The sequence below is a fragment of the Pantoea sp. Ap-967 genome (genome assembly GCF_011752565.1).
In the GTDB taxonomy this organism is placed as follows: domain Bacteria; phylum Pseudomonadota; class Gammaproteobacteria; order Pseudomonadales; family Pseudomonadaceae; genus Aquipseudomonas.
Genome location: NZ_VWXK01000016.1, coordinates 17232 through 37169 on the forward strand (window position 1 = coordinate 17232; position 19938 = coordinate 37169).

A 19938-nucleotide genomic window follows, 5' to 3' on the forward strand; every position below is an offset into this window, starting at 1 on the left:
CCCTGGATGTACCTGATGAAAATAAGCTGGACGTGGTTCCACAAACTGGGCTCGCCGAAATGGTTCTACGCCATCAGCGGCCGCATGCTGCCCTGGCTGGCCGTTTCCGCCATCGTGCTACTGGCCACCGGCGTGGTCTGGGGCCTGGCCTTCGCCCCGGAGGATTACCAGCAGGGCAATAGCTTCCGCATCATCTATATCCACGTGCCGGCGGCCATGCTGGCGCAGTCCTGCTACGTGCTGCTGGCGGTGGCCGGGGTAGTGGGGCTGGTGTGGAAGATGAAACTGGCCGACGTGGCCCTGCAGTGCGCGGCGCCCATCGGCGCCTGGATGACCGCCGTGGCGCTGGTCACCGGGGCGATCTGGGGCAAGCCGACCTGGGGCAGCTGGTGGGTGTGGGATGCCCGGCTGACGTCGATGCTGATTCTGCTGTTCCTGTATTTCGGCATCATCGCCCTGGGCCAGGCCATCAGCAACCGCGACAGCGCCGCCAAGGCCTGCGCGGTGCTGGCCATCGTCGGCGTGATCAACATCCCGATCATCAAGTATTCGGTGGAGTGGTGGAACACCCTGCACCAGGGCGCCACCTTCACCCTCACCGAGAAACCGGCGATGCCGGCCCAGATGTGGTTGCCGCTGCTGTGCACGGCGCTTGGGTTCTACTGCTTTTTCGGCGCGGTGCTGCTGCTGCGCATGCGCCTTGAAGTGCTAAAGCGCGAAGCCCGCGCCAGCTGGGTGAGGGAAGAAGTGCTGAACAGCCTGGGGCGGAGGGCCGCACCATGAGTTTCGCATCCTTCGGCGACTTCCTCGCCATGGGCCACCATGGCCTGTACGTCTGGTCGGCCTACGGCATCTGCCTGGCGGTGCTGGCGCTGAATGTCGCCGCCCCGTTGCTGGCCCGCCGTCGTTACCTGCAAGAAGAGGCGCGCCGTTTGCGCCGGGAGAACAACCAGTGAATCCGCAGCGCAAGAAACGCCTGTTCCTGATCCTCGGCCTGCTGGCCGGGGTTGCGGTGGCCGTCGGCTTTGCCTTGAGCGCCCTGCAGCAGAACATCAACCTGTTCTACACCCCCACCCAGATCGCCAACGGCGAGGCCCCGCTGGACACGCGCATCCGCGCCGGCGGCATGGTGGAAAAGGGCTCGGTGCAGCGCTCCTCGGACTCGCTCGACGTGCGCTTCGTGGTCACCGACTTCAACAAGTCGGTGCCGATCACCTACCGCGGCATCCTGCCTGACCTGTTCCGTGAAGGGCAGGGCATCGTCGCCCTGGGCAAGCTCAACGCCGACGGCGTGGTGGTGGCCGACGAGGTGCTGGCCAAGCACGACGAGAAGTACATGCCGCCGGAAGTCACCAAGGCCCTGAAGGAAAGCGGCCAGGCGGCAGCCGGTGCGGAGGCCAAGCCATGAACGCCGCCCTGGTCATTCCCGAACTCGGCCAGTTGGCGATGATTCTGGCGATCTGCTTTGCCGCCGTGCAGGCCACGCTGCCGCTGCTCGGCGCCTGGCGTGGCGACAGCCTGTGGATGAGCCTGGCGCGCCCGGCGGCCTGGGGGCAGTTCACCTTCCTGGCGTTCGCCTTCGCCTGCCTGACCCACGCCTTCATGACCGACAACTTCTCGGTGGCCTATGTCGCCAGCAACTCCAACAGCGCCTTGCCCTGGTACTACAAGTTCAGCGCCGTGTGGGGCGCCCACGAAGGCTCGCTGCTGCTGTGGGCGCTGATCCTCGGCGGCTGGACCTTCGCCGTGTCGATCTTCTCGCGCCAACTGCCACAGGTGATGCTGGCCCGCGTGCTGGCGGTAATGGGCATGATCAGCGTGGGCTTCCTGAGTTTTCTGATCATCACCTCCAACCCGTTCCAGCGCCTGTTGCCGCAAGTGCCGGCCGATGGCCGTGACCTCAACCCATTGCTGCAGGACTTCGGCCTGATCGTCCACCCGCCCATGCTGTACATGGGCTACGTGGGCTTCTCGGTGGCCTTCGCCTTTGCCATTGCGGCATTGCTCGGCGGGCGCCTGGATGCCGCCTGGGCTCGCTGGTCGCGGCCCTGGACCATGGTCGCCTGGGCCTTCCTCGGGGTGGGCATCACCCTCGGCTCGTGGTGGGCCTACTACGAGCTGGGCTGGGGCGGCTGGTGGTTCTGGGACCCGGTGGAAAACGCCTCGTTCATGCCATGGTTGGTGGGCACGGCGCTGATTCACTCGCTGGCGGTGACTGAAAAACGCGGCGTGTTCAAAAGCTGGACCGTGCTGCTGGCGATTGCCGCGTTCTCCTTGAGCCTGCTCGGCACCTTCCTGGTTCGCTCCGGCGTACTGACCTCGGTGCATGCCTTTGCCGCCGACCCGGCGCGCGGTGTGTTCATCCTGATCTTCCTGCTGTGCGTGGTCGGCGGCTCGCTGACCCTGTTCGCCCTGCGCGCCCCGGTGGTCAAGAGCCAGGTGGGCTTTGGCCTGTGGTCGCGTGAAACGCTGCTGCTGGCCAACAACCTGATCCTGGTGGTGGCCGCCTCGATGATTCTGCTGGGCACGTTGTACCCGCTGGTGCTCGATGCCCTGACCGGGGCCAAGCTGTCGGTTGGCCCACCGTACTTCGATGCCCTGTTCCTGCCGCTGATGGCGCTGCTGATGGTGGTGCTGGGCGTGGGCGTGGTGGTGCGCTGGAAGGACACCCCCGGCAAGTGGCTGGCAAGCATGATGACCCCAGTGCTGGTTGGCGCTGCGGTGCTGGCGCCGGTGGCCGGGCTGATCGTCGACGATTTCGACTGGCCTATCTTGAGCGTGTTTGCCCTGGCTGCCTGGGTGGTACTCGGCGGGCTGCGCGATATTGTCGACAAAACCCGCCACAAGGGCCTGGCCAAGGGCGTGCGCGGCCTTACCCGCAGCTACTGGGGCATGCAGCTGGCGCACCTGGGCCTGGTGGTGTGCGCCCTGGGCGTGGTGCTGTCGAGCAACAACAGCGCCGAGCGCGACCTGCGCATGGCGCCGGGTGAGAGCATGGAGCTGGGCGGTTACCACTTCCTGTTCGAGGGTGCCAAGCACTTCGAGGGCCCGAACTTCGTGTCCGACAAGGGCACCATCGTGGTCAGCCGCGAGGGCCGTGAAGTCACCACCCTGCACCCGGAAAAGCGCCTGTACACCGTGCAGCAGTCGATGATGACCGAGGCCGGCATCGACGCAGGCTTCACCCGCGACCTCTACGTTGCCCTCGGCGAGCCGCTGGAAAACGGCGCCTGGGCGGTGCGCGTGCACATCAAGCCTTACGTTCGCTGGATCTGGCTGGGCGGTCTGCTGACCGGCCTGGGCGGCTTGCTGGCGGCCTTCGACCGGCGCTACCGCGTCAAGGTCAAGACCCGGGTGCGTGAAGCCCTGGGCGTGTCTGGAGCAACTGCATGAAGCGTTGGATCTTGGTAGTGCCACTGGCGGTGTTCCTGCTGATGGCGGTGTTTCTCTACAAGGGGTTGTTCCTCAAGCCCGAGGAATTGCCCTCGGCAATGATCGGCAAGCCGTTCCCGGCGTTCGCCCTGGCTTCGACCCAGGGTGAGCGCAACCTGACCCAGGCCGACCTGCAAGGGCGCCCGGCGCTGGTCAACGTGTGGGCCACCTGGTGCCCGTCGTGCAAGGTCGAGCACCCGTATCTGAACCAACTGGCCGAGCAAGGCGTGGTGATTCACGGCATCAACTACAAGGACGACAACGCCGCCGCGCGCAAATGGCTGGCCGAGTTCCACAACCCGTACCAGCTGGACATCCGCGACGAACAAGGCAGCCTGGGCCTGGACCTGGGCGTGTACGGTGCGCCGGAAACCTTCCTGATCGACGCCAAGGGCATCATCCGTTACAAGCACGTGGGCATCATCGATGCCAGCGTATGGCGCGAGCAGCTGGCGCCGCTGTACCAGGGCCTGGTCGACGAGGCCAAGCCATGAGGCGCTGGCTGGCTGCCGCCGTGCTGGTGATGGGGGTGATGGGGGTGGCCAGGGCGGCCATCGACACCTACCAGTTTCGTGACGACGCCGAGCGCGAGCGTTACCAGCAACTGACCAAGGAACTGCGCTGCCCCAAGTGCCAGAACCAGGACATCGCCGACTCCAACGCGCCGATTGCTGCCGACCTGCGCCGGGAAATCTTCCGCATGCTTGGCGAAGGCAAGAGCAACCAGCAGGTTATCGACTTCATGGTCGACCGCTATGGCGACTTCGTGCGCTACAAACCGGCACTCAGTGGCCGCACCTGGCTGCTGTGGTTCGGCCCGGGCATCCTGCTGGCGGGTGGCTTCGTGGTGTTGGCGGTGATCGTGCGCCGCCGCCGCGGGGCGGCGGCGCAAGGGGGCCAGGCATTGTCTGACGAAGAACGCGAGCGTCTCGCCCAATTGCTGGAAAAAGAACAGACCCATGATTGAATTCTGGCTTAGCGCGGGCCTGCTGCTGCTCGCCGCCCTCAGCTTCTTGCTGATCCCGATCCTGCGTGGCCGTCGCCAGCAGCAGGAAGAAGACCGCACCGCCCTGAACGTGGCGTTGTACCAGGAGCGTATCGCGGAACTGGCTGCCCAGCAGGCAGCCGGGGTGCTCGACGATGGGCAGATGGCCAAGGGCCGGGACGAAGCCGCCCGCGAGCTGCTGGCCGACACCGAGGGTGCAGAATCTGCGCGCCAGGCCCGCCTGGGCAAGGCCGTGCCGTTGCTGGCCGCACTGCTGGTGCCGTTGGTGGCACTGGGGCTGTACCTGCATTTTGGCGCGGCAGGCAAGGTCGAGCTGACCCAGGAGTTCGCTGCGGCGCCAAAGAGCCTGGAGGAAATGACCACGCGCCTGGAACGTGCCGTCGAGGCCCAGCCGGACTCAGCCGAAGGCCTGTATTTCCTTGGCCGCGCCTACATGGCCGAACAGCGCCCGGCGGATGCTGCGCGCACCTATGAGCGCGCCGTGGCCCTGGCCGGTCGCCAACCCGAATTGCTCGGGCAATGGGCCCAGGCGTTGTACTTTGCGGCGAACAAGCAGTGGAGTGCACAGGTGCAGGCGCTGACTGACGAGGCGCTGAAGGCCGACCCGAACGAGGTCACCAGCCTTGGCCTGCGGGGCATTGCCGCGTTCGAGGGCGAGCGCTATCAGGAGGCGATCGACTACTGGAAGCGCCTGCTGGCGCAACTGCCTGAAGGCGATGCCTCGCGGGCTGCGCTGCAGGGCGGCATCGACCGCGCCGGCGAACGCCTGGGCAGCAGTGCGGCGCAGCCGGCACCGGCCTCTGCGACGCGCCTGAAGGTGCGGGTGGAACTGGCGGCGGCGCTGAAGGACAAGGTCAGCCCGCAAGATACTGTGTTCATCTTCGCCCGTGCCAGCAACGGCCCGCCGATGCCGCTGGCGGCCAAGCGGGTCACGGTGGCGCAGTTGCCGCTGGAGGTCGAGCTTTCCGATGCCGACGCGATGATGCCGCAGATGAAACTGTCGGATTTTGCCGAAGTCCAACTGGTTGCACGTGTCTCGCGCGCCGGCCAACCGACCCGTGGCGAGTGGGTTGGCAAGGGCGCGCCGCTGGCCAGCAGCACCCAGGCGACCCAGCACCTGACCATCGACAGCCCCGACTTGTAAGAGAGCCCCACCATGCACAGCACCGTTCGCCTGACCCTGATTACCCTGGCACTGGGTTTGTCCGCGTGTACGGTACAGCGGCCGTATGAGCAGCCCTCGCCGCCGATCGAGCGCCTGCCGCCGCAGCAGGGGCCGGTGGTGAAGCCGTTGCCAGGTGGGCAGCCGAGCAAGCCAGCGGCGATTCCAAAGCCGATGCCGCGCACCTCGGCAAGCTTTGCGCCGCCACCGGGTGGGGCTAGCCATTGGGACCCGAAGCTTGGGGTGTATGTGCTGGAGAAAAAGCCCAATACTTTCTATCGCCAGCGTACCTATTACCGGTATGACAACGGCTGGAGCTGGTCGCTGAGCCCGGATGGCCCGTGGCAGGACACCGACAGTAGCGGCGTGCCGGGTGGCTTGGGCCGGGCGTTTGCGCAGTAGACCGAGCGCGAATCTCCCAGGAATAATTGGCCCGAAACAAACGTAGGAGCGAGCGCAGCTCGCGATGCGCCGCGCGGGCGGCGCTCGATCTCCCAGGCGACACACCGCGACCGTCAAACACCCCAACCCATACAGTACAGTTCCCCGCTGTTTTTCCGATTGACTGTACCGCCCGCTAACTCCGCATAATGCCCCTTCGAACAACCCCCGGAGGTGGCATGAGCAAGACAGTCCTGGTACTGGTGGAAACCGTCGACGATTACCTGCCGCTGCTTGAGCAGGCCGGTTACCGCCTGATCCGTGCCCCGTCCCCCCACCTGCGCGCCGAGGCCATCCAGCGCCATGCCGGCGAGATCGACGCGGTGCTCACCCGCGGCCCCTTGGGCCTGACCGCCACCGAAATCGATACCTTGACGCAGTTGCAGATCATCTGCGTGATCGGCGCCGGTTACGAGCAGGTAGACCTGGCCGCCGCCCGCGCCCGTGGCATCACCGTCACCAACGGCGCCGGTGCCAACGCCGCGACCGTTGCCGACCACACCCTGGCCCTGCTGCTGGCGCTGCTGCGCGACATCCCTCGTGGCGATGCCAGCACCCGCCGGGGCGAGTGGAACCGGGTCATCAGCCCATCGGTGAGCGGCAAGCGCCTGGGTATCCTCGGGCTTGGTGCGGTGGGCCTGGCCATCGCCAAGCGGGCGAACCTGGGCTTTGACATGAACATCAGCTACCACAGCCGCACCCCACGCCAGGACGTGCCCTACACCTGGTACGACAGCCCGTTGCACCTGGCCGATGCCGTCGACATCCTGGTGGTCGCCACCCCCGGTGGGGCCGGTACCCAGCACCTGGTCGATGCCCAGGTGCTCGATGCACTGGGCGCCGAGGGTTACCTGGTGAATATCGCCCGCGCCAGCGTGGTCGACACCCAGGCATTGGTCAGCGCCTTGCAGCATGGCCAACTGGCAGGCGCGGCACTGGACGTGTTCGATGACGAGCCGAACGTGCCCGATGCCCTCAAGGCCCTGGGCAACACCGTGCTTACCCCCCATGTGGCCGGCCAGTCGCCGGAAGCTGCCCGCGATACCGTAACCCTGGTGCTGCGCAACCTGCAGGCCTTCTTCGCCGGCGAACCGGTGCTCACCCCCGTCCAGCCCTGACCCATTCGAACAATCGCCCGGTATTGGCCGGGCTACAAGGAGCGTGTGCATGCAACTCGAAATCTTCCAGGTCGATGCGTTCTCTGCCGAGCCGTTCGGCGGCAACCCGGCAGCGGTGATCCCGCTGCAAAGCTGGCTGCCGGACGATGTGCTGCAGCGCATCGCCGAGGAAAACAACCTCTCGGAAACCGCCTACTTCGTGCGCAACGGCGAACGCTTCGACCTGCGCTGGTTCACCCCGACGGTGGAAGTGGACCTGTGCGGCCATGCCACCCTGGCCTCGGCCTATGTGTTGTTCGAGCAGCTGGGCGAGCAGGCCGAGGTGCTGCGCTTCAACACCCGTAGTGGTGAACTGCGCGTCAGCCGTGGTAACGACGGCTTGCTGGCGATGGACTTCCCGGCCAAGCAGCCGCAGCCGGTGGAGGCGCCAGCCGGGTTGCTGCAGGCGTTGGGCCTGGGCAGTGCCAAGGCGGTGTACCGTTCCGACGACTACGTGGTGGTGGTCGATGATGCAAGCGTGATCGCCCCGTTGCAGCCTGATTTTGCCGCCCTGTCGGCAATCGACACCCGCGGCATCGCCGTAACGGCCGCCGGGCGCGGCTTCGATTTCGTCACCCGCTGGTTCGGCCCGCGCGTGGGCGTCAACGAAGACCCGGTAACCGGCTCGGCGCACACCTCGCTGGCGCCGCTGTGGGCTGCCATGCTCGGCAAGGCCGAGCTGAGCTGCGAGCAGGGCGGTGCCCGCAAGGGCCAGCTGCACTGCCAGGTACCGGGCAATGGCCGGGTCATCATCAGTGGGCGCGCGGCGTTGTACCTGCGCGGCACCGTGTTCATCTGAAACTTGCCAAACCCGCGCATTCCTGAGAAAACGGCGCCCCGAACCACAGCTTGGAGCCTGCCCATGAGCAGCGAACTGCAGATCACCGACCTCGTCGAAGGCGACGGCAAGGCCGCCGTCAAAGGCGCCCTGATCACCACCCAGTACACCGGGTGGCTGGCCGATGGCAGCGAGTTCGACTCGTCCTGGTCACGCGGCAAGCCGTTTCAATGCGTGATTGGCACAGGCCGCGTGATCAAGGGCTGGGACCAGGGCCTGATGGGCATGCGCGTGGGCGGCAAGCGCCGGCTGCAGGTGCCAGCGCAGCTCGGGTATGGCGAGCGCAGCGTGGGCAAGATACCACCCGGGTCGGACCTGACCTTCGAGATCGAATTGCTGGAAGTGTTGACGCGGGAGGATTGAGTAGTCCTATTCCGGCTTAAAGCGGAAAAGGACTACACGCCCTGTCGGCCGGCGTCTGATTGAGATGCGTGATAGGGATGGATACCCTTGGAACTCTGATGGAGTGAAAGAGGGAAAATACCCATGAAATCGCACTTTTCGTCGCGTGTGGTGCGTGAAGCGAACGCAATGCTGATCGCATCCGGTGCCCGCATGGAGATCCAACTGCCTAGGGAGCTGGCCGGGGTGCTGAGCAGCACCCGGAAAACCCGGTCGGAACTCAATGCTGCATTTGAAACTGCGCTCAACCGCCTGCGCAAGGCGTAACAGCCATGGCCGGTGGCTGTTACAACCACATCTTTTCGGTTCTGGTCGAGCACGAGCAGGATACGCTGGGGATCATTGCTTATTCGCTCTATAAGCGGCAAAAAATCGAGTTCATCCAGGCCTTCAAGGCCAAGCATGGCAGAGAGCCTAAAGATGAAGAGCTGACACCTTTTCACGATGTGAGCAATAGCCCCTCGCAATTGGAGAGCTATCGGGGCCAGGCAAGCCAGCTTGTTCACGGTTTTCTTGACGCCTCAATCGTCGCGCAGGCTGCGGAGCTTGATCGCTACTACTCCGAGAAGGCGAGTAACGAAATTCGCAGTACCAAGCCTGGGTTTTGGTTGGGGGTCACACAGAGCCTTGTCGGCTCGGTCCTATTCGTTTTCTTGCTTGGTTTTCTGGTGTTCTTCACCTGGAGTTTGAACCAAGGTCCAAAACAGGTCATAGAGCAGGTCTTTGATGTGACCATCACCGACGTGCCAACCCCTGAACCGGCCCCCCTTCCTTGATAGCAACATGGAGGGTGGTCGCGCTCTGCTGGACATAATTGTGCAACACAGCTGCTCTAACGTAGGCCTTGCCTAGGGAACGGCATCCACACCCAGGGAGGAACCAAACGGGTATCGGGCACTCTGACCCCTACTCGTTGCCAAGGACGGCATTCACTACAGGGACGCCCCGCGGCTTCGGCCGCGGGGCAATGTGGCGGGTGAATCCGATTCCTTGCGTCCCAAGAGCCTGCCTCGATGAAGTTGCCCTCATTCTTCCGGCGTCCTCGCCACCTGTTGCCAACGCTGGCACTCATTACCGCTGCCGTGCCGCTGGCCCTGGATATCGTCGAGAGCCGGGCACAACCGGTTGACGGTACCCAGACGCTGGTCTTCCTGCGCCATGCCGAAAAGCCCGGAGAGGGCCTTGGGCAGCTCAATTGCCAGGGGCTCAACCGGGCGATCGACCTGGCGACGTTACTGCCCGAGCGCTTCGGCAAGGCCGACTACGTGTTCGCCGCCAACCCCTCCCGGCATGTCGAGGAAGGCAGCCAGGACCTCAGCTACAGCTATATCCGTCCCTTGATGACCATCACCCCCAGCGCCATCCGCCTGGGCTTGCCGGTGAACATTGACTATGACGCCAATGACACCGACGACCTGGCCGACGAGCTGCTGAGCGAGAAGTACCGCAATGCCACGGTGTACACCGCCTGGTCCCACGGCTACCTGCCCGAGCTGATCAACACGGTTGCCGGCAAGGCCCTGGGTGACAAGCGGATCATCACCCAGGACTGGAGCGGCGATGATTTCGACACCCTCTACGTGCTGACCCTGACCTGGCACAACGGCAAGGCCAGCCTGCTGAGCCGCAACGTGCGCCAGGGCCTCGATGGCGGCGCCCATAGCTGCCCGACCTGATTCGCTGCTACTGTGCCGGTATATGGACCGGGGCAGGGATGAACCATGGGACAACGGGTGACGGTGATCGGTGGCGGGGTGATTGGCCTGGCCACAGCCTATGCGCTGGTGCGCGCGGGGCTGTCGGTGGTGCTGGTCGAGGCGCGCGACAGTTTGGCGCTGGCGACCAGTTACGCCAATGGTGGGCAACTGTCCTACCGCTATGTGGCCCCCCTGGCCGATGCCGGTGTGCCGTGGCAGGCGTTGGGCTGGCTGCTGCAAGGGGATTCACCACTGCGCTTGCGCCTGCGCATGGACCCCACCCAATGGCGCTGGCTGTTGGCCTTCCTGATGGCCTGCCGCAGCAGCGTCAACCGGCGCAGCGGCGCACAGTTGCTGGAGCTGGCGCGGCACAGCCAGGCCACCTTGGCGCGTTGGCGTGATGAAGATGGGCTGAGCGACTTCGCCTGGCGTTGTAACGGCAAGCTGGTGGCATTTCGCAGTGAGCGTGCATTCAGCAAAGGGCGCGCCCACTTGCTTGACCCCGCCCGTCAGCGGGTAGTCGATGGCGCCGAGCTCCGGGCGCTGGAGCCAGCTGTAGCCGAGGCGCCGTTCATCGGTGGCGTGCTGACGCCCGATGAAGAGGTTGCCGATTGCCACCGGTTTTGCGAGCGCCTGGCCGAGCGCCTGCGCGCCTCCGGGCAATGCAGGTTTCTGCTGGGCAAGACCGTGACACGGATGATAACCCGCAAGGACCGCGTGGTTGCCTTGCAGGTGGGCCACAAGCACGTCGAGGTCGAGCGCCTGGTGTTATGTGCCGGGCACCGCAGCGCAGGGTTGGGGTTGCCGGGGATGCGCCTGCCGGTCTACCCACTCAAGGGTTACAGCCTGACCGCCCCTGTCGCGTCGCAACCGCCACAGCTGAGCATCACCGACTATGAGCGCAAGATCGTCTATGCGCGGTTGGACCAGCAGCTGCGCGTGGCGGCGATGGTGGATATCGTCGGCTACGACGATTCAGTGGATGCCGGCAGGCTGCAAAGCATGCGCCAGCTGGCACTGGAGGCGTTGCCACTGGCTGCAGATTACGGCCAGGCGGTGGAATGGGCAGGCATGCGCCCGGCAACGCCTACCGGTGTGCCGATCATCGGGGCTTCTGCCTACCGGAACCTCTGGTTGAACGTGGGGCATGGGGCCCTGGGGTTTACCTTGGCCTGTGGCAGCGGTGAGCGCCTGGCCAGGATGCTGTGTTGATTGTGCGGGCCTCTTCGCGGGGCAAGCCCGCTCCTGTAGGAGCGGGCTTGCCCCGCGAAAGGGCCCGCACAGGCTAAGCCGGCCTAGCGCCCGATTCGCATCGGCCAACCCAGCACTTTCTTCGCCCGGGGCGTGGCATAGGTGCGTACCTTCGAGGTGCTGAGCCCCATGCGCACCAGCGACTCGGCAATGGTCACCGCTGCGCTCACACCATCGACCACCGGCACGCCGGTGCGCTGGCGAATCTGCTCATCCAGCCCGGCCATGCCGCCGCACCCCAGGCAGATCACCTCGGCCTTGTCATCGCGCACGGCGCGCTCGGCCTGCTCGACGATGGCCTCCACCGCGCGCAGCGGGTCTTCTTCGAGCTCCAGTACCGCCAGGCCGCTGGCGCGCACCGAGGCGCAGCGGTCATGGAGGCCTGAGAGTTTCAGGCGGTCTTCGATCAAGGGCACGGTGCGGTCCAGGGTGGTCACCACCGAGTAGGCGTGGCCCAAGTACATCGCGGTGCTGGCGGCGGCATCGGTGATGTCCACCACCGGCACGTTCAGCAGCTCCTGCAGGCCCTCGCGGCCATGCTCACCGTAGCCCGCCTGGATCACCGCGTCATACGGCTGGTCGTAGGCCAGCACGCGGTCCATTACCGCAATGGCAGCCAGGTAGCTTTCGAAATTGCCCTCCACCGACTCGGCACCAAACCATGGGGTCAGGCCGATGATCTCGGTGCCCGGGGCGGCGACGCTGCGGGCTTGTTCGGCAATGGCTTCGGTAATGGCTTCGGTGGTGTTGACGTTAACGATCAGAATACGCATGAACGGTCCTCGCTGATCAGTGGCTGCTGTGGTCGACGGCGATGCATTCGCCGCTGACGTCGTGGTAGTGGCGCTTGCGTGGGGCGATCAGCAGGTACAGCGCAGCGGCGATACCGGCACCGATCAGCCAGGAGAAGGGCGCAATGCCATGGAAGTTCGGCACCAGGGCCAGGACGATGGCCAGCAGCGCAGCTGGCACGAACGCGGCCACGGCGCGCAGGTTGATGCCTTTGCTGTAGTGGTAGGCCCCGGCCGGGTGCTCGGTGTACAGCTCTGGCACGTTGATGCAGCCTTTGCGCAGCAACCAGTAGTCGGCCATGATCACGCCGTACAGCGGGCCGAGCAGGGCGCCAAGGCCCGACAGGAAATACACGATCACCAGCGGGCTGTTGTAGAGGTTCCACGGCAGGATCAGCACCGCCAGGGTGGCGCTGATCAGCCCGGCGCGCTTGAAGTTCAGGTGGCGTGGCGCCAGGTTGCTGAGCACGAAGGCCGGGGCGACGAAGTTGGCCATGATGTTCACCGCCACGGTGACGATCAGGAAGGCCAGGCAGCCGAGCACCAGGAACGCGGTGCTGGGAATGGCGGCGACGATTTGCGTGGGGCTGTCGATGACCTGGCCGTTGATCTGGAACTGCGCGCCGCACAGCACCACGGTGATGACCGCGAACACCAGGATGTTCACCGGCAGGCCCCAGAAGTTACCCACGCGGATGGTCCGGCGGCACGGCGAGGAACGGGCGAAGTCGCAGAAGTTCAGCACCAGGGTGCCGTAGATCGCCAGCCACAGCGCGCCACCGGCAAAGATGTTGCGCCACATCTCATAGCCGGTCAGCGGTTCGGCCACCGACCAGGCGATGCGGGCATCGGCCTTGAAGTACATGAACACCGCCAGGCTCGCCACGGTCAGCAGGATCACGGGGCCTGCGAAGCCTTCGTAGCGGCGCACCATCTCCATGCCGTAGGCCAGGATCACCAGCTGGACCAGCCAGATCGCCACGAAGCACACCCAGCCCAGGCTCGACAGGCCAAGAATGCTGTCGTGGTCGTAGGCGGCCATGTGCGGCCACACGGCGGTCAGCAGCACGCGCAGCACCACCGAGGCCAGGTAGGTCTGGATGCCGAACCAGGCGATGGCGATGACGGCACGGATCAGTGCCGGAATCTGTGCGCCATGGATGCCGAAGGCGATGCGGCTGATGACCGGGAACGGCACGCCGGTTTTCTGCCCCATGTAGCCAGACAGGTTCATGAAGAAGTACACCAGCGCGGCGCCGATGGCCAGGGACATGAGGATTTGCCAGCCACCCAGGCCCAGGGCGAACAAGCCCATGGCGAACGAATAGTTGGCGATATTGTGCACATCGTTTGTCCACAACGCGAAGATGCTGTAGCCGCCCCAACGGCGGCCTTCGGCGCGGGTGGGGGCAAGGTCACGGTTATGCAGGCGTGGGCTCAGGCCAAGCTGCGGCATATCGCCGGCTTGGGCCGTTGTGGGGTTGGTGCTGGCGACGGATTGTTCAGGGGCAAGGTTGAGGCTGGTACTCATTCCGGCAGGCTCCTGATGCGCGCGGACTGCGATGAGCGGGCATGCGCACGGGCTCGCCATCTCGTCGGTGCAGCTTGGCATCACTGGGTTCTGGGCGTGGCGGTCGGCCTGGGGCCGACGTCACGGGTTCTTGTGTATTTATGTTTTGTTTGGTTTGTATACAAAACATGTGCACACGAAAGCGAGTTCCATGCCAGCCGAAAGTCGGTTGCTAGATGGGTATTTTTTGAAAGATCAGTTGTTTGAAGATAAGTGAATGAAATATTGGAAATATAAATTGACTAGATGAACAGGTTTTATTTTTTAGTGGGTCACTTAGTTGATCGAATGGTCAGAATTTAATAAACAAAGTGTGTAACGTATTGGGGCGCTATTGGGGTAAGTGCACACAAAAATGGCACTTAAGGTGACATTCTTGTGTACATAAATTAGTCAGGTTTTTTGCGGCCCTATCGCGAGCTGCGCTCGCTCCTACCACGCGGGGGGCTGGGTCACGCCATCGGGGGTAACCGCCGTTTTACCGGGCTTTTCTTGATGATCGCGGTGTTGGTTTCGGCCAGCACATTGATGCGGTCGAGCAGGGTGTCCAGCTGCTCCATCGACCGCACATGCAGGCGGGCGATGAAGCAATCCTCACCGGTTACCTTGTCGCACTCGGTGAATTCCGTGATGGCGATGATCTGCCGTTCCACTTCCTGCAACTGCCCCGGCAATGGGCGGATGCGCACGATGGCCTGCAGCTGGTAACCGAAACTGCGCGGGTCGACATTGACTGTGTAACCCTGCAACACACCACGTTCTTCCAGGCGTCGCAGGCGTTCGCCAACGCTGGGGGCGGAAAGGCCGCTGAGCTGCGCCAGCGCTTTGAGCGAACGGCGCGAGTCGTCCATCAGGGCGTTGATCAACAGTTGGTCGATGGCATCGGTCATAGGCATCTCGTAAGGCAGTTTTGGGAATTTGCCTTGATAGTAAAGGTGAGCCGAGCAGTTGGCCTTGTTTATCCGCTGGAAGGTGCCCTGCGGCCCGCCGCATACTGAGCCATCGTCAACGGGAGGTACGCGATGGACAGTTCACTGCGCCGCGGCACGCTGGAAATGATCGCCGCCATGCTGATTTCCGGCACCATCGGCTGGTTCGTACTGGTGTCCGGGCAACCGGTGCTGGAGGTGGTGTTCTGGCGCTGCGTGTTCGGCGCCGGCACCTTGCTGGTGATTTGCGCGGCGTTGGGCTTGCTCAGGCCTGGCGTCATCGGCCGCACGGGTTTGCTGTTGGCGGTCGCCAGTGGGGTGGCCATCGTCGGCAACTGGGTACTGCTGTTCGCCTCTTATTCACGGGCGTCGATTGCCATCGGCACCGCGGTGTACAACGTTCAGCCGTTCCTGCTGGTGGGGCTCGCGGCGCTGTTTCTTGGCGAGAAAATCACCGCCGCCAAGCTCACTTGGCTGAGCGTGGCCTTTCTCGGCATGCTGGCCATCGTCAGCGCCCACGGCGCGGGGCAGGGCAGTGGCGACGGCTACCTGGCGGGAATTGCCCTGGCGCTGGGGGCGGCCCTGTTGTATGCCATTGCCGCCTTGATCATCAAGCGCCTCAACGGCACGCCACCGCACCTGATTGCCCTGATTCAGGTGGCCACCGGCGTGCTGTTGCTGGCGCCCTGGGCCAAGCTGGGCGGCTTGCCAGGCGCGCCCACGGCGTTGGCCAGCCTGCTGACCCTGGGCGTGGTGCATACCGGCGTGATGTACGTGTTGCTGTACAGCGCCATCCAGCGCCTGCCCACGGCGCTGACCGGCGCGCTGTCGTTCATCTACCCGATTGCCGCGATCCTGGTCGACTGGGTGGCCTTCGGGCACCGGCTGGCGCCACTGCAGTGGCTGGGGGTTGGCCTGATTCTGCTGGCTGCGGCCGGCATGCAGCAAGGCTGGTGGTTTCGCTCGGCGCGGGTGACGGTCAAGGGGTAGAATGCCGGCTTTTACCCGCCAGTGACCCCGCCATGACTTCGCCAATCCACACCCTGGAGCAGCATCTGCTCACCGCCCTTGACCCTGCCCCGGCAGAAACCCGCCGCCTGTTCCATGGCCGTGGCCGGTGCTGGGAAGGCCTGGAGCAGGTCACGGTGGACTGGCTGCAAGGCGTGCTGTCGGTGGCCCTGTTCCGTGAACCCCCGCAGGGCCAGCTGGCCGAGCTGCAGGCGATGTTGCAGCGCCTGGCCGAGCGCCCGCAATGGGCGGGCCAGGCGATACTCATTCAGCACCGCTACCTGCCCGAAAGCCCCGGCCAGTGGCTGCTGGGCGAGCCGTGCCAGCAGCGCGAGGTGGTCGAGGACGGCCTGACCTACCTGCTGGACCTGGGCGTGCGGCAGAACAACGGCCTGTTCCTCGACATGCGCTATGGCCGCCGCTGGGTGCGCGAGCAGGCTGCAGGCAAGCGCGTGCTCAACCTGTTCGCCTACACCTGCGGGTTTTCGGTGGCGGCGATCGCCGGGGGCGCCGAGCAGGTGGTCAACCTGGACATGGCCAAGTCGGCGCTGTCGCGCGGGCGCGACAACCATCGCCTCAATGGCCACGATGCATCGCGAGTGGCTTACCTTGGCCATGAACTGTTCAAGTCGTGGGGCAAGGTGCGCAAGTACGGGCCGTATGACCTGATTATCATCGACCCACCGACCTTCCAGCGTGGCAGTTTCGTGCTGACCCAGGACTACGCCAAGATCCTGCGGCGCTTGCCTGAGTTGTTGAGTGAGGGCGGGACGGTGCTGGCGTGCGTCAATGACCCGGGGATCGGGCCTGAATTCTTGGTCGAAGGGATGGCCGAGCAGGCGCCTGGGCTGGCCTTTGTCGAGCGGCTGGAGAATCCGCCGGAGTTTCCTGACGTGGACCCGGCGGGCGGGTTGAAGGCTTTGGTATTCCGGCAAGGGTGATGTTGCCTGGGCCAGCCCTTTCGCGTGTAGGAGCGGGCTTGCCCCGCGAAAGGGCCGGTACAGGCCGGCATCAGGCCGAAACCCCGCGCACCGGCATGGGATACACCTGGGCAAAACTCACCTTGTCGGTTTGGTCCACGCGCTTCTTCAGCCGCTCGTTGAACGCCCGGCTCACCGCATACTGGCCCCCGGAAATGGTGCGGAACTGCGCCGTCAGTACGAACCCGTTCAAATCCATGCGGTCCACCCCGAACACCTGCAGCGGCCCTTGCAGGTTGATGCGCAGCAGCGGGTCGTCGCTGATCGACTGCCCCACCTCATGAATCAACCCCAGCGATTCGTCCACGTCGCTGTCATAGGTGAACTGCACCGAGAAAAACGCATAGGCGAACTGCCGCGACTGGTTGGTAACGGCCTTGATCTGCCCGAACGGCACCGAGTGCACGAAGCCCTTGCCGTCGCGCAGGCGCAGGGTGCGGATGGTCAGGCTCTCGACGGTGCCGGCGTGGCCAGAGTCGAGCACCACCCAGTCGCCGATGGAGATGGTGTCCTCGATCAGGATGAACAGGCCGGTGATCACATCCTGCACCAGTTGCTGCGAGCCAAAGCCGATGGCCAGGCCGATCACCCCGGCGCCGGCCAGCAGGGGCGCGACGTTGATGCCCAGGTTGGCCATGGTGGTGATGGTGCAGATCACGATCAGGATGACTTTCACCGCGTTGCGCAGCATCGGCAGGATGGTGCGCACCCGGGTGCTGGGCTGGCGCGAGGCGCGCCGGCCTACCGCGGGCTTGAGGGCTTCCTGGATGGCGGTGTCGAGCACCACCCAGAGCAGCCAGGTCACCAGCAGGATCAGGCCGATGCTCGACAGCGAATTGCTGATGGCCTGGCCGAGGCTGTTGCTCAGGGCAAAGTCGATCACCGAGAAACCCCAGATACGCCCCAGCAGCTCGATGAAGGCCACCGCCATGAGGATGCGCAGCAGCGCGTGGGCCAGGCTGCGCAGCAGTTCCTTGTAGGGCCGCACGCGCTGCGCCGGGTCGTTTCCACGGGGCGCCAGCAGGTGTTGCAGCAAGGTGCTGAGAAACACCGTCGACACCAGCAGCACGGTGGTCAGCAGGGCTTTTTGCAGGGCTTTCTGGCTCTCTTCGCCTGCCCCAAGCAGGTGGATGGCCGATACCAGGATCATCAGCAGAATCGGCAGGTACCACAGGGCAGAAAAGATCCGCAGGGTTTCCTGCACCGCGCGGTGTTGCACGCGGTCCTGGTAGGCGCGGTTGCGGATCAGGTGGGCGACCGGGCGGCGCAGGCGGATCACCAGGCTTGCGAAAATGAAGGTGGCGGTGAGGCCGGTGATCACCGCGATGCTGGCGGTGATGTTGCCGCCCAGCTGGCGCGCGATCTGTGGGCTGGTCAGGGCGTCGCTCCAGGCGGCGAGAAAGCCGATCAAAAACAGCGGGCGCGGGGCCATGCGCTTGATCACCGCCACCGCGGCGCGCTTGTGGCCGGCGTCGAACAGGGTGATCAGGCAGAGGATGATCGAGGTCGAGAACAGGCCACTGCTGGTGGCGTAGGCCAGGCTCAGGCCCAGGGCGCGGGCCACCGACGGGTCGAGAAAACGGCTGACGTAGAGCGTCAGTGGCAGGCTGGCCAGGGCCGGCAGGGTGTAGGGCAGCAGGTAGCCGAGCAGGCTGCTGGCGCGTTTGCGTGAACGCAGCCAGGCCATGCCAGCCAAGCGCTTGGCAAGCCAGCGGCCCAGGGTGGTGAGCACGGCGAAGCTGGCGGCCCAGGCGAGGGTCAGCAGCACGAAGTTGCCGGCCAGCTGCAGCGAGTCGCTGGCCGAGTGGCGGTCGACCAGGCGCTCGACTTCCTGGGCGGCGCGGTCGGTGCGCAGGCGCCAGGCGTCGACCAGGTGGGCGTCGAGGTCAAGCTCCTGGGCGGCGCTGTCCAAGCCATCGGCCAGGGCACCGAGCAGGCCGCCTTGCAGCACTGCTTCCGGTTCGGCTGGGGGCGCATCGGCCGGGGCGGGGTCTGCGGCCAGCAGGTGGGTGCTCAGCAGGCAGCCGAGCAGCAGGGTGGAGAGAAAGCGCAGCACTGGAGTACTCCTTGGGCAGGGTTACTCAAGGAACTGATTGTGCTTGGGGCGGGAAAGTTCGAAGTGGTGTGCTGTCAGGGCCGGCCCTTTCGCGGGGCAAGCCCGCTCCTACAGGGTCCGTACGGTCCTTGTAGGAGCGGGCTTGCCCCGCGAAGAGGCCGGCCCTGCGTACATCTTCTACTGCTGGTTGGTGTAGATCTGGTCAAACACCCCACCATCATTGAAGTGGGTCTTCTGCACGGTCCGCCAGTCACCAAAGGTCTTCTCCACCGACAGGAAATCCACTTTCGGGAAGCGGTCGGTGTACTTGGCCAGCACCGTTGCATCGCGTGGGCGCAGGTAGTTCTGCGCGGCGATTTCCTGGGCTGCCGGCGACCACAGGTACTTCAGGTATTCCTCGGCCACGGCCTGGGTGCCTTTCTTGGCCACCACCTTGTCGACCACGCTCACCGGCGGCTCGGCTTCGGCCGATACGCTTGGATAGATCACTTCGAACTGATCGCGGCCGAATTCGCGGGCGATCATCTCGGCTTCGTTCTCGAAGGTGACCAGCACGTCGCCGATCTGGTTGGTCATGAAGGTGGTGGTGGCGGCGCGGCCACCGGTGTCGAGCACGGGTGCCTGCTTGAACAGCTTGCCGACGAAGGCGCGGGCCTTGGTTTCGTCGCCGCCCTGTTTCAGCACATAGCCCCAAGCCGACAGGTAGGTGTAGCGGCCGTTACCCGAGGTCTTGGGGTTGGGCACGATCACCTGCACACCGTCCTTGAGCAGGTCGGGCCAGTCTTTCAGGGCCTTGGGGTTGCCCTTGCGCACGATGAACACGGTGGCGGAGGTGAACGGGGCGCTGTTGTTGGGCAGGCGGCTTACCCAGTTGTCTGGCACCAGCTTGCCGTTGTCGGCCAGGGCGTTGATGTCGGTGGCCATGTTCATGGTGATGACATCGGCCTGCAGGCCATCGATCACCGCCCGCGCCTGCTTGCTCGAACCGCCGAAGGACATCTGCACATTGAGCTTTTCGTTGTGCTCGGCTTCCCAGTGCTTCTGGAAGGCTGGGTTGTAGTCCTTGTAGAAGTCGCGCATCACATCGTAGGAAACGTTCAGCAGGGAAGGGGCTGCCTGGGCCAGGTTGCCCAGGGCAAGGCCTGCGGCGAGCAGTGAGGCGGTGAAGAGTTTTTTCACGTTGCGTCCTTGTTCTTGGTGGATGTTGGCAGTTTGATG

22 protein-coding genes are annotated in these 19938 nt (G+C 64.7%); 17 read left to right on the top strand and 5 right to left on the bottom strand.

The window, feature by feature from the left end; genetic code table 11:
• Positions 1-15 precede the first annotated feature (15 nt).
• The 15 genes from F3J45_RS17580 (at position 16) to F3J45_RS17650 (ending at position 11347) form a co-directional block, all read left to right on the top strand.
• Positions 16-783, top strand: coding sequence for a heme ABC transporter permease (locus F3J45_RS17580; RefSeq protein WP_167065319.1), 768 nt, complete (start codon positions 16-18; stop codon positions 781-783).
• The gene (gene ccmD / locus F3J45_RS17585) at positions 780-956 is read left to right on the top strand and encodes a heme exporter protein CcmD (RefSeq protein ID WP_084858204.1); all 177 of its coding nucleotides are present in this window, start codon (positions 780-782) and stop codon (positions 954-956) included. The genes F3J45_RS17580 and ccmD overlap by 4 nt, the downstream gene beginning before the upstream one ends.
• On the top strand, positions 953-1408 hold the full coding sequence (gene ccmE / locus F3J45_RS17590) for a cytochrome c maturation protein CcmE (RefSeq protein WP_167065322.1): 456 nt from the start codon (positions 953-955) through the stop codon (positions 1406-1408). Before ccmD ends, ccmE begins: the two co-directional genes overlap by 4 nt.
• Positions 1405-3393: a heme lyase CcmF/NrfE family subunit gene (locus tag F3J45_RS17595; protein ID WP_167065325.1), complete on the top strand. Its 1989-nt coding sequence runs from the start codon at positions 1405-1407 to the stop codon at positions 3391-3393. Before ccmE ends, F3J45_RS17595 begins: the two co-directional genes overlap by 4 nt.
• The gene (locus tag F3J45_RS17600; protein WP_167065328.1) at positions 3390-3926 is read left to right on the top strand and encodes a DsbE family thiol:disulfide interchange protein; all 537 of its coding nucleotides are present in this window, start codon (positions 3390-3392) and stop codon (positions 3924-3926) included. Before F3J45_RS17595 ends, F3J45_RS17600 begins: the two co-directional genes overlap by 4 nt.
• The gene (locus tag F3J45_RS17605; protein ID WP_167065331.1) at positions 3923-4399 is read left to right on the top strand and encodes a cytochrome c-type biogenesis protein; all 477 of its coding nucleotides are present in this window, start codon (positions 3923-3925) and stop codon (positions 4397-4399) included. Before F3J45_RS17600 ends, F3J45_RS17605 begins: the two co-directional genes overlap by 4 nt.
• Positions 4392-5582, top strand: coding sequence for a c-type cytochrome biogenesis protein CcmI (gene ccmI, locus F3J45_RS17610; protein WP_167065334.1), 1191 nt, complete (start codon positions 4392-4394; stop codon positions 5580-5582). The genes F3J45_RS17605 and ccmI overlap by 8 nt, the downstream gene beginning before the upstream one ends.
• 12 nt (positions 5583-5594) lie before the next feature.
• The gene (locus F3J45_RS17615; protein ID WP_167065337.1) at positions 5595-6002 is read left to right on the top strand and encodes a hypothetical protein; all 408 of its coding nucleotides are present in this window, start codon (positions 5595-5597) and stop codon (positions 6000-6002) included.
• 218 nt (positions 6003-6220) lie between these two features.
• The gene (locus F3J45_RS17620; RefSeq protein ID WP_167065340.1) at positions 6221-7159 is read left to right on the top strand and encodes a 2-hydroxyacid dehydrogenase; all 939 of its coding nucleotides are present in this window, start codon (positions 6221-6223) and stop codon (positions 7157-7159) included.
• Between the two features lie 49 nt (positions 7160-7208).
• The gene (locus F3J45_RS17625; protein ID WP_167065342.1) at positions 7209-7997 is read left to right on the top strand and encodes a PhzF family phenazine biosynthesis protein; all 789 of its coding nucleotides are present in this window, start codon (positions 7209-7211) and stop codon (positions 7995-7997) included.
• Positions 7998-8060: 63 nt separating this feature from the next.
• Positions 8061-8399 carry an FKBP-type peptidyl-prolyl cis-trans isomerase gene (locus tag F3J45_RS17630; RefSeq protein ID WP_167065344.1) on the top strand — a complete coding sequence of 113 codons (339 nt, stop codon included), beginning with the start codon at positions 8061-8063 and terminating at the stop codon, positions 8397-8399.
• A 123-nt stretch (positions 8400-8522) separates the two neighbouring features.
• A complete protein-coding gene (locus tag F3J45_RS17635) occupies positions 8523-8705 on the top strand; it encodes a hypothetical protein (protein WP_167065346.1) in 183 nt (60 codons plus the stop codon).
• 5 nt (positions 8706-8710) lie between these two features.
• Positions 8711-9214 carry a hypothetical protein gene (locus F3J45_RS17640; protein WP_167065348.1) on the top strand — a complete coding sequence of 168 codons (504 nt, stop codon included), beginning with the start codon at positions 8711-8713 and terminating at the stop codon, positions 9212-9214.
• Between the two features lie 237 nt (positions 9215-9451).
• Positions 9452-10114 carry a histidine phosphatase family protein gene (locus F3J45_RS17645; RefSeq protein ID WP_167065350.1) on the top strand — a complete coding sequence of 221 codons (663 nt, stop codon included), beginning with the start codon at positions 9452-9454 and terminating at the stop codon, positions 10112-10114.
• A gap of 45 nt (positions 10115-10159) precedes the next feature.
• Positions 10160-11347 (top strand): D-amino acid dehydrogenase, encoded by a 1188-nt coding sequence (locus F3J45_RS17650; RefSeq protein WP_167065352.1) that lies wholly within the window; start codon positions 10160-10162, stop codon positions 11345-11347.
• 83 nt (positions 11348-11430) lie between these two features.
• On the opposite strand, the gene F3J45_RS17655 is transcribed toward F3J45_RS17650, so the two are convergent.
• From F3J45_RS17655 to F3J45_RS17665, 3 genes are all read right to left on the bottom strand, one after another.
• Positions 11431-12159: an aspartate/glutamate racemase family protein gene (locus tag F3J45_RS17655; protein ID WP_167065354.1), complete on the bottom strand. Its 729-nt coding sequence runs from the start codon at positions 12157-12159 to the stop codon at positions 11431-11433.
• A 16-nt stretch (positions 12160-12175) separates the two neighbouring features.
• Positions 12176-13708 carry an NCS1 family nucleobase:cation symporter-1 gene (locus tag F3J45_RS17660; protein ID WP_167065357.1) on the bottom strand — a complete coding sequence of 511 codons (1533 nt, stop codon included), beginning with the start codon at positions 13706-13708 and terminating at the stop codon, positions 12176-12178.
• Positions 13709-14199: 491 nt separating this feature from the next.
• Positions 14200-14637, bottom strand: coding sequence for an Lrp/AsnC family transcriptional regulator (locus F3J45_RS17665; RefSeq protein WP_167065360.1), 438 nt, complete (start codon positions 14635-14637; stop codon positions 14200-14202).
• Positions 14638-14769: 132 nt separating this feature from the next.
• Here F3J45_RS17665 and F3J45_RS17670 point away from each other — a divergent pair, with 132 nt between their 5' ends.
• Both F3J45_RS17670 and F3J45_RS17675 read left to right on the top strand, forming a co-directional pair.
• A complete protein-coding gene (locus F3J45_RS17670; RefSeq protein ID WP_167065363.1) occupies positions 14770-15666 on the top strand; it encodes a DMT family transporter in 897 nt (298 codons plus the stop codon).
• Positions 15667-15698: 32 nt separating this feature from the next.
• On the top strand, positions 15699-16625 hold the full coding sequence (locus F3J45_RS17675; protein WP_167065366.1) for a class I SAM-dependent methyltransferase: 927 nt from the start codon (positions 15699-15701) through the stop codon (positions 16623-16625).
• 70 nt (positions 16626-16695) lie between these two features.
• Here the strand turns inward: F3J45_RS17675 and F3J45_RS17680 are convergent, their stop codons facing one another.
• Both F3J45_RS17680 and F3J45_RS17685 read right to left on the bottom strand, forming a co-directional pair.
• Complete coding sequence (locus F3J45_RS17680; RefSeq protein WP_167065369.1) at positions 16696-18720, bottom strand: mechanosensitive ion channel domain-containing protein; 2025 nt, start codon at positions 18718-18720, stop codon at positions 16696-16698.
• Between the two features lie 177 nt (positions 18721-18897).
• Positions 18898-19899 (bottom strand): sulfate ABC transporter substrate-binding protein, encoded by a 1002-nt coding sequence (locus F3J45_RS17685; RefSeq protein ID WP_167065372.1) that lies wholly within the window; start codon positions 19897-19899, stop codon positions 18898-18900.
• Between the last annotated feature and the right edge of the window lie 39 nt (positions 19900-19938).

Bases quoted from the DNA above. Each gene is read 5' to 3' on its own strand.
- F3J45_RS17645 (WP_167065350.1), top strand. From the start codon at position 9,452: ATGAAGTTGCCCTCATTCTTCCGGCGTCCTCGCCACCTGTTGCCAACG.
- F3J45_RS17660 (WP_167065357.1), bottom strand. From the start codon at position 13,708: ATGAGTACCAGCCTCAACCTTGCCCCTGAACAATCCGTCGCCAGCACC.
- F3J45_RS17665 (WP_167065360.1), bottom strand. From the start codon at position 14,637: ATGACCGATGCCATCGACCAACTGTTGATCAACGCCCTGATGGACGAC.
- F3J45_RS17605 (WP_167065331.1), top strand. From the start codon at position 3,923: ATGAGGCGCTGGCTGGCTGCCGCCGTGCTGGTGATGGGGGTGATGGGG.
- F3J45_RS17600 (WP_167065328.1), top strand. From the start codon at position 3,390: ATGAAGCGTTGGATCTTGGTAGTGCCACTGGCGGTGTTCCTGCTGATG.
- ccmI (WP_167065334.1), top strand. From the start codon at position 4,392: ATGATTGAATTCTGGCTTAGCGCGGGCCTGCTGCTGCTCGCCGCCCTC.
- F3J45_RS17630 (WP_167065344.1), top strand. From the start codon at position 8,061: ATGAGCAGCGAACTGCAGATCACCGACCTCGTCGAAGGCGACGGCAAG.
- F3J45_RS17620 (WP_167065340.1), top strand. From the start codon at position 6,221: ATGAGCAAGACAGTCCTGGTACTGGTGGAAACCGTCGACGATTACCTG.
- F3J45_RS17635 (WP_167065346.1), top strand. From the start codon at position 8,523: ATGAAATCGCACTTTTCGTCGCGTGTGGTGCGTGAAGCGAACGCAATG.
- F3J45_RS17595 (WP_167065325.1), top strand. From the start codon at position 1,405: ATGAACGCCGCCCTGGTCATTCCCGAACTCGGCCAGTTGGCGATGATT.
- F3J45_RS17675 (WP_167065366.1), top strand. From the start codon at position 15,699: ATGACTTCGCCAATCCACACCCTGGAGCAGCATCTGCTCACCGCCCTT.
- F3J45_RS17625 (WP_167065342.1), top strand. From the start codon at position 7,209: ATGCAACTCGAAATCTTCCAGGTCGATGCGTTCTCTGCCGAGCCGTTC.
- F3J45_RS17655 (WP_167065354.1), bottom strand. From the start codon at position 12,159: ATGCGTATTCTGATCGTTAACGTCAACACCACCGAAGCCATTACCGAA.
- ccmD (WP_084858204.1), top strand. From the start codon at position 780: ATGAGTTTCGCATCCTTCGGCGACTTCCTCGCCATGGGCCACCATGGC.
- F3J45_RS17640 (WP_167065348.1), top strand. From the start codon at position 8,711: ATGGCCGGTGGCTGTTACAACCACATCTTTTCGGTTCTGGTCGAGCAC.
- F3J45_RS17670 (WP_167065363.1), top strand. From the start codon at position 14,770: ATGGACAGTTCACTGCGCCGCGGCACGCTGGAAATGATCGCCGCCATG.
- F3J45_RS17650 (WP_167065352.1), top strand. From the start codon at position 10,160: ATGGGACAACGGGTGACGGTGATCGGTGGCGGGGTGATTGGCCTGGCC.
- F3J45_RS17615 (WP_167065337.1), top strand. From the start codon at position 5,595: ATGCACAGCACCGTTCGCCTGACCCTGATTACCCTGGCACTGGGTTTG.
- F3J45_RS17580 (WP_167065319.1), top strand. From the start codon at position 16: ATGAAAATAAGCTGGACGTGGTTCCACAAACTGGGCTCGCCGAAATGG.